Source organism: Klebsiella sp. MS 92-3, assembly GCF_000195655.1.
Classification (GTDB): domain Bacteria; phylum Pseudomonadota; class Gammaproteobacteria; order Enterobacterales; family Enterobacteriaceae; genus Klebsiella; species Klebsiella pneumoniae.
This window is the reverse complement of the sequence record NZ_GL882770.1, coordinates 553-6,820: the sequence shown is the minus strand read 5'-3', so window position 1 is coordinate 6,820 and position 6,268 is coordinate 553. Positions and strand designations below refer to the sequence as shown.

Annotated in this window: 5 protein-coding genes; 1 reads left to right on the top strand and 4 read right to left on the bottom strand. The window is 59.8% G+C overall.

The window, feature by feature from the left end; genetic code table 11:
- The 3 genes from HMPREF9538_RS20475 to dacD form a co-directional block, all read right to left on the bottom strand.
- Positions 1-243, bottom strand: a 243-nt coding sequence (locus HMPREF9538_RS20475; protein WP_032457026.1) for an FUSC family protein, incomplete at its 3' end; no start/stop codon positions are given.
- Positions 244-341: 98 nt separating this feature from the next.
- Positions 342-815, bottom strand: coding sequence for a DNA gyrase inhibitor SbmC (gene sbmC / locus HMPREF9538_RS20480; RefSeq protein WP_002911889.1), 474 nt, complete (start codon positions 813-815; stop codon positions 342-344).
- Between the two features lie 176 nt (positions 816-991).
- Positions 992-2,155: a serine-type D-Ala-D-Ala carboxypeptidase DacD gene (gene dacD, locus HMPREF9538_RS20485; protein WP_004153104.1), complete on the bottom strand. Its 1,164-nt coding sequence runs from the start codon at positions 2,153-2,155 to the stop codon at positions 992-994.
- A 180-nt stretch (positions 2,156-2,335) separates the two neighbouring features.
- On the opposite strand from dacD, the gene sbcB reads away from it, so the two are divergent.
- A complete protein-coding gene (gene sbcB, locus HMPREF9538_RS20490) occupies positions 2,336-3,760 on the top strand; it encodes an exodeoxyribonuclease I (protein WP_009484385.1) in 1,425 nt (474 codons plus the stop codon).
- A 217-nt stretch (positions 3,761-3,977) separates the two neighbouring features.
- Here sbcB and fusA read toward each other — a convergent pair whose 3' ends face one another.
- Positions 3,978-6,080: an elongation factor G gene (gene fusA / locus HMPREF9538_RS20495; RefSeq protein ID WP_009484384.1), complete on the bottom strand. Its 2,103-nt coding sequence runs from the start codon at positions 6,078-6,080 to the stop codon at positions 3,978-3,980.
- Positions 6,081-6,268 lie beyond the last annotated feature (188 nt).

Genomic DNA, 6,268 nt, shown 5'->3' with positions numbered 1-6,268 from the left:
CGCCGACCCGAGGATCGTGCCGCCGATACGCTGAAACGCCCGCGGCACGACGTTACCCCAGAAGGAGATCGGCCCCATCACCACCACCAGAGTGATGAGAGGCCAGGTTCCCTCAGGCACGTTCAGCAGCCGCACCAGCAAAAAAGTGAGCACAAAGGCCAGCGCAATCCGCACACCATGCACCACCCGATAATGGCGATACAAGCGGATCTCAAATGGCTTGAGTGATTTATCAGCGCGCACAACCCTCTCCGGCAAAACGAAAAGGCCAATTGTAACTGCTTTTTCGCCCGGAGCATGCCGGGAATGTAAAAAACCTTGTCCGGAACAGGGGTAAACCGCTACGACGCGACGCGCTCAACGGGAACATACATGTCGATATCCCAGTAGCCGTCGTGGTTGCCGTCGTTAAGATAGACCTCAAAGCAGGGCTGGGGGGCGATGCGATACGCCGTGCTCTGCTGCAGGCTGTCAAAAAACTGCATCCACGGGGTGGCGAAGTCGTAATCCACCACCCGCGCGCGGGCGCAGGCGTAATCCCCGCCGGCAATCGCCGCCAGGATCACCCCTTCGCTGTTGGCGGGAATGACATAATCCTCATCCACGGTGACCGCTGTCGCGCAGCGCAGTTTTTCCGCCGGCACTTCCTCCGGGTTATCGTAGTAGACGGCCACCCATTCGCGGGCGGGCACCTGGTGGTTCTCAACCCACATCATCAGTTGCTCAAACCCCTGCTTGACCGTGTGATCCCAGGGCCCGACCAGATGGAAACCGGCGATGGTTTTCTTGCCGAGGGTGGTGATGCTGTAGTTCATCTTGCCTCCTTTGGAGATAAATGACTGTATAAATATACAGTTAATTTAACAGGAGATCCCCCCTCAGTATGTGCGCGAATTCACAGAGTCGCCACCACACTGCTGTAAAAACAGGCGCCCCGCCAGCACGAACGACAGACGAAAAAAAACCGCCTGCAAAGAGGCGGTTGGCGTGGTTACAGCTCGTGATGCAGGTAATCGCTCATTCGCGAGAACACTCCGCCTTTATTGATGCTTTCGAGGGTGACCAGCGGATAGTGCCCCACCACCTTGTCGCCGTCATACAGTGAAATCTCGCCAACCCGCTGATTGGCGGCGATCGGCGCCTCAAGGTCCTTCTTATCCAGCACATATTTCGCTTTAATGCGCGACACTTCCGCCTTCGGCAGGGCTAACCAGAAATCCTGATCGGTGCCGAGCTTAATCTGCTCTTTATCGCCGTACCAGATACGCTCGGTGCCGACCTTCTGCCCCTTCTGCAGCACCTGCACGGTGTCGAAGTTCTGCTGCCCCCAGTGCAGCAGTTTAGCGGCCTGCTGCTCGCGGCCTTTCGGACTGTCCGCCCCCATCACCACGGCGATCAGCCGGCGCTGGCCATCCACCGCCGAGGCGATCAGGTTGAACCCGGCGCCCGAGGTGTGGCCGGTTTTCAGGCCATCGACGTTCATGGTTTTATCCCACAGCAGACCGTTACGGTTTTGCTGGGTGATCCCGTTCCACGTCAGGCTTTTCTGGCTGTACATGTGGTAGACGTCAGGTTCGCCATGAATAATCGCCCGCGACAGCACCGCCAGGTCATAGGCCGAACTGTGCTGGCCCGGAGCGTCGAGGCCGTGGACGGTTTCGAAATGGGTGTCCCGCAGGTGCAGTTTTTCGACATACTGATTCATCAGGGCGACAAACTGCGGCTGGCCGCCGGCGACATAGTCGGCCAGCGCGACGCAGGCGTCGTTACCGGAGTCGACAATCAGCCCACGGCTGAGGTCGCGGACGCTGACGCGATCCCCTGGCTTTAAGAACATCAGCGATGACCCGTCGAACACCGGGTTGCCCTTCGCCCAGGCGTCTTTACCCACGGTGACGATATCGTCAAAGGTGATACGATGGCTGTCGATGGCGCGATCGACCACGTAGCCGGTCATCAGTTTGGTCAGACTGGCAGGATTGCGCTGCTGATGTTCGTTACCCGCGGTCAGGACCTGACCGGTGGTGTAATCCATCAGCACCCAGGAGCCAGCCTGAATGGAAGGCGGCGCGACCGTAGCAGGTAAGTCGACGGCAAATGCGCAGGAAACGCTCGAAGCGAGCAAAGATACAGCAATAAACAAACGGCCTTTCAACGGCATATCCTCTAGATTTACAGATCCGCCGTCCTTTTTACGGAACTTCGCGTTTCATATCAGGGTTTAATTGCAAGAAAATATGACACAGCAGAGGAAGTTGCTTGCCGCGACCCTTCTGATGACCGGGCAAATCGTTTACCATACCGGTCGCACGCCACCACGGATAATGAACAGACTATGCAAGATAGCGTCAACCAGCCCGGATTTTTATTCCACGATTATGAAACCTTCGGCACCAGCCCTTCCCTCGACCGGCCGGCGCAGTTCGCCGCCATCCGCACCGACGCGGAGCTGAATGTGCTCGGCGAGCCCGAGGTGTTTTACTGCAAGCCCGCTGACGATTACCTGCCGCAGCCGCAGGCGGTGATGATCACCGGGATCACCCCGCAGGAAGCGCTGGCCAAAGGGGATAATGAGGCCGCGTTTGCCCGCCGCATCCACGATCTGTTCACGGTGCCGCAAACCTGTATCGTCGGCTATAACAACGTGCGCTTTGATGACGAAGTGACGCGGAATATCTTCTATCGCAACTTCTATGACCCTTATGCCTGGAGCTGGCAGCACGATAACTCGCGCTGGGATCTGCTCGACGTGATGCGCGCCTGCTATGCCCTGCGCCCGGAAGGGATCGCCTGGCCGGAGAATGACGAAGGGTTGCCGAGCTTCCGGCTTGAACATCTGACCGTCGCCAACGGTATTGAACACCAGAACGCCCATGACGCGATGGCCGACGTATACGCCACCATCGCCATGGCGAAACTGGTGAAAACCCGGCAGCCGCGGCTGTTTGATTATCTCTACAGCCACCGCAATAAGCGCAAGCTGGCGACGCTTATCGACGTGCCGCAGATGAAGCCCCTGGTGCATGTCTCCGGCATGTTTGGCGCCGCGCGCGGCAACACCAGCCTGGTGGCGCCCCTGGCCTGGCATCCGGAAAACCGCAATGCGGTGATTATGGTCGATCTGGCGGGCGATATGGCGCCGCTGCTGGAACTGGATGCCGATGCCCTGCGCGAGCGGCTTTACACCCCGCGCGCCGAGCTTGGCGATCAGCCGGCGGCGCCGATCAAGCTGGTGCATTTAAATAAATGTCCGGTACTGGCCCAGGCCAATACCCTGCGCCCGCAGGATGCCGACCGGCTGGGGATCTCCATTCAGCGCTGTCTGGAGAATGCCCAGCTGCTGCGGGCGAATCCGCAGGTGCGGGAGAAAGTGGTGGCGGTCTATGCCGAAGCCGAGCCGTTCGTGCCGTCCGAAAACGTCGACGCCCAGCTGTACAATGGGTTCTTTAGCGATGCCGACCGCGCGGCGATGAAAATCGTGCTGGAAACCGAACCGCGCAATCTGCCGGCACTGGATATCACCTTCGCCGACCAGCGTATCGAACGCCTGCTGTTTAACTACCGGGCGCGCAACTTCCCCGGCACGCTCGATGAACATGAGCAGCAGCGCTGGTTAGAGCACCGTCGTCAGGTGTTTACGCCAGAGTTTTTGCAAGCCTATGCCGATGAGCTGCAGATGCTGTATCAACAGTATGCGGATGATAAAGAGAAGCTGGCGCAGCTGAAGGCGCTGTGGCAGTACGCACAGGATATTGTCTGATTGGCTGAAATACCCGGGTTGCGGCTAACGCCTTACCCGGGCTACAAACTCAGTTGGGTGTCCAACTTTTGGGGGGCAGTCCAGCAGCGCCGCCGGGCATTGCGTCCCCAGTTCGTGCTTACCTTTTTGCCCGGTGGCGGCTTCGCCTTACCGGGCCTGGGCGCTGGTACCAGAGTAGCCCGGGTAAGACGCCTCGCGTCGCACCCGGGAACGTTGCTTAGCTTTTCGCGCGGCTGGCGATGATTTCATCCGCCACATTACGCGGCGCTTCCGCGTAATGGTGGAACTCCATGCTGTAGGTTGCCCGTCCCTGAGACATCGAGCGCAGCGTGGTGGAATAACCAAACATCTCCGCCAGCGGCACGTCGGCGCGGATGATCTGGCTGCCGAAGCGCTCTTCCATCCCCTGCACCATCCCGCGACGGGAAGAGAGATCGCCCATAATATTCCCGGCGTACTCTTCCGGCGTCTCCACCTCGACGTGCATCACCGGCTCAAGGATCACCGGATCCGCTTTGCGCGCGCCCTCCCGGAAGCCGAAGATCGCCGCCATGCGGAACGCCATCTCCGAGGAGTCCACGTCGTGGTACGACCCAAAGGTCAGGGTCGCTTTCACGTCAACCACCGGATAACCCGCCAGCACGCCGGTGCCCATCGCTTCGCGCAGCCCTTTCTCCACGGAAGGGATGTACTCGCGCGGCACTACCCCGCCTTTGGTGGCGTCCTCGAAGACGAAACCGCTGCCCGGCGCCAGCGGCTCCAGGGTCAGTACGACGTGGCCATACTGCCCTTTGCCGCCGGACTGGCGCACAAATTTGCCTTCCACGTCCGTCACTTTCTTGCGCAGGGTTTCGCGGTAGGTGACCTGCGGACGACCAATGTTGGCCTCGACGCCAAACTCGCGCTTCATCCGGTCGACAATGATCTCCAGATGCAGCTCACCCATGCCGGAGATAATCGTCTGGCCGGACTCTTCATCGGTATGCAGACGGAACGACGGATCTTCCGCCGCCAGCCGCTGCAGCGCGATGCCCATTTTCTCCTGGTCCGCTTTGGTCTTCGGCTCAATCGCCAGCGAAATCACCGGCTCCGGAAACTCCATCCGTTCGAGGGTAATGATCGCATCCGGGTCGCATAACGTATCGCCGGTGGTCACATCCTTCAGACCGACGCAGGCCGCAATATCCCCGGCGTGCAGTTCGTCAACTTCGTGACGGTCGTTGGCCTGCATCAGCACGATACGCCCGATGCGCTCTTTCTTGCCCTTCACCGGGTTCCACACCGCATCGCCTTTCTTCAGCGTCCCGGAGTAGACGCGGATAAAGGTCAGCTGGCCGACGTAGGGGTCGGTCATCAGTTTGAACGCCAGCGCCGACAGCGGCTCATCGTCGCTCGGATGGCGTTCCGCCGGCTGGCCTTGCTCATCAACGCCCTGTATCGCCGGAATATCCAGCGGCGACGGCATCAGCTCCACCACCGCATCGAGCATGCGCTGCACGCCTTTGTTTTTAAAGGCGCTCCCGCAGAGCACCGCCTGGATCTCCCCCTTCACCGTGCGCTGGCGCAGACCGGCGACGATCTCCGCCTCGTCCAGCTCACCGGTTTCCAGGTATTTATCCATCAGCTCATCGCTGGCTTCCGCCGCCGCCGAGACCATTTTCTCCCGCCACTGCTGCGCCGTCGCCAACAGCTCGTCAGGGACTGGCCCATAGCTGAAGGTCATGCCCTGGGTGGCGTCATCCCACAGGATGGCGCGCATTTTCACCAGGTCGACGACGCCGGTGAAATGCTCTTCAGCGCCAATGGGGATCACAATCGGCACCGGGTTAGCCTTCAGGCGGTCGATCATCATCTGCACCACGCGGAAGAAGTCCGCCCCCGGGCGGTCCATCTTGTTGACGAAGGCCAGCCGCGGAACGTGGTATTTATTCGCCTGGCGCCAGACGGTCTCCGACTGGGGCTGCACCCCGCCGACGGAGTCGTACACCATCACCGCGCCGTCGAGCACGCGCATAGAACGTTCCACCTCAATGGTGAAATCCACGTGCCCCGGGGTGTCGATGATATTGATCCGGTGCGGCTCGAAGCTGCGGTCCATCCCCGGCCAGAAGCAGCTTACCGCCGCCGAGGTAATGGTGATCCCGCGCTCCTGCTCCTGGGCCATCCAGTCGGTGGTTGCCGCGCCATCGTGTACTTCACCCAGCTTATGGCTCATCCCGGTATAAAACAGGATGCGCTCGGTGGTGGTGGTTTTACCGGCATCGATATGCGCGGAGATACCGATGTTGCGATAACGTTCGAGAGGGATGGGTCGGGGCATGATGCGTCCTTAGTCGTTTTGACGGTCAGTCTGCGGTCGGAATGATCCGCAGTTCATTTAACTGCGTCTATCATAGTACAACTGTACGAGTATATTCGAACTATTTTTGCTATCATTACGATTGGGCAGGTTGCGGCGGCGCGCGTGGCAACAGAGCAGTAGTTTGGGTATAGTAGCCGCCGGCCGCC

Excerpts from the sequence above, each read along its gene's own strand:
- sbmC (WP_002911889.1), bottom strand. The coding sequence starts at position 815 with ATGAACTACAGCATCACCACCCTCGGCAAGAAAACCATCGCCGGTTTC.
- sbcB (WP_009484385.1), top strand. The coding sequence starts at position 2,336 with ATGCAAGATAGCGTCAACCAGCCCGGATTTTTATTCCACGATTATGAA.
- fusA (WP_009484384.1), bottom strand. The coding sequence starts at position 6,080 with ATGCCCCGACCCATCCCTCTCGAACGTTATCGCAACATCGGTATCTCC.